General features: G+C 61.9%; 1 protein-coding gene. It reads right to left on the bottom strand.

Translation table 11 applies throughout. The features are described 5' to 3' along the window. Positions 1 to 312 (bottom strand): YcaO-like family protein (locus tag AC0L20_RS40540; protein ID WP_473295752.1); only part of this gene is annotated, 312 nt, incomplete at both ends.

Raw genomic sequence — 312 nt, 5'->3', positions numbered from 1 at the left:
AAGCCCCCTCCACAGTTGATTTGTCTGGCGGGCATCGAAGGCCTGGAAGCCCAGGGCTTCCCGGTGCTGGTCAAGGATGCCGGGGTATCTGGCCAGGACCTCGGCCGGGACATCCGGCAGCGCGAATTCGCCTTCGATGATTTCGCGCTTCACCGCCCGTTCGAAGATCTCCGACAGGCACTGCACCTGGGCTTCGGCCAAGGTGTTGCCGGCGCTCATGCCGTTGCTCAGGTAAAGGTTTTCGATCAGGTTGGAGGGGAAATACACCACCTCACCATCGGACTGGCGCACGAACGGCAGCGAGACAATGCC

The sequence above is a fragment of the Bradyrhizobium sp. Kon58 genome (assembly GCF_055807455.1).
Note: the sequence above shows the minus strand (reverse complement) of the source record. Positions and strands in the feature narration are given on the sequence as shown.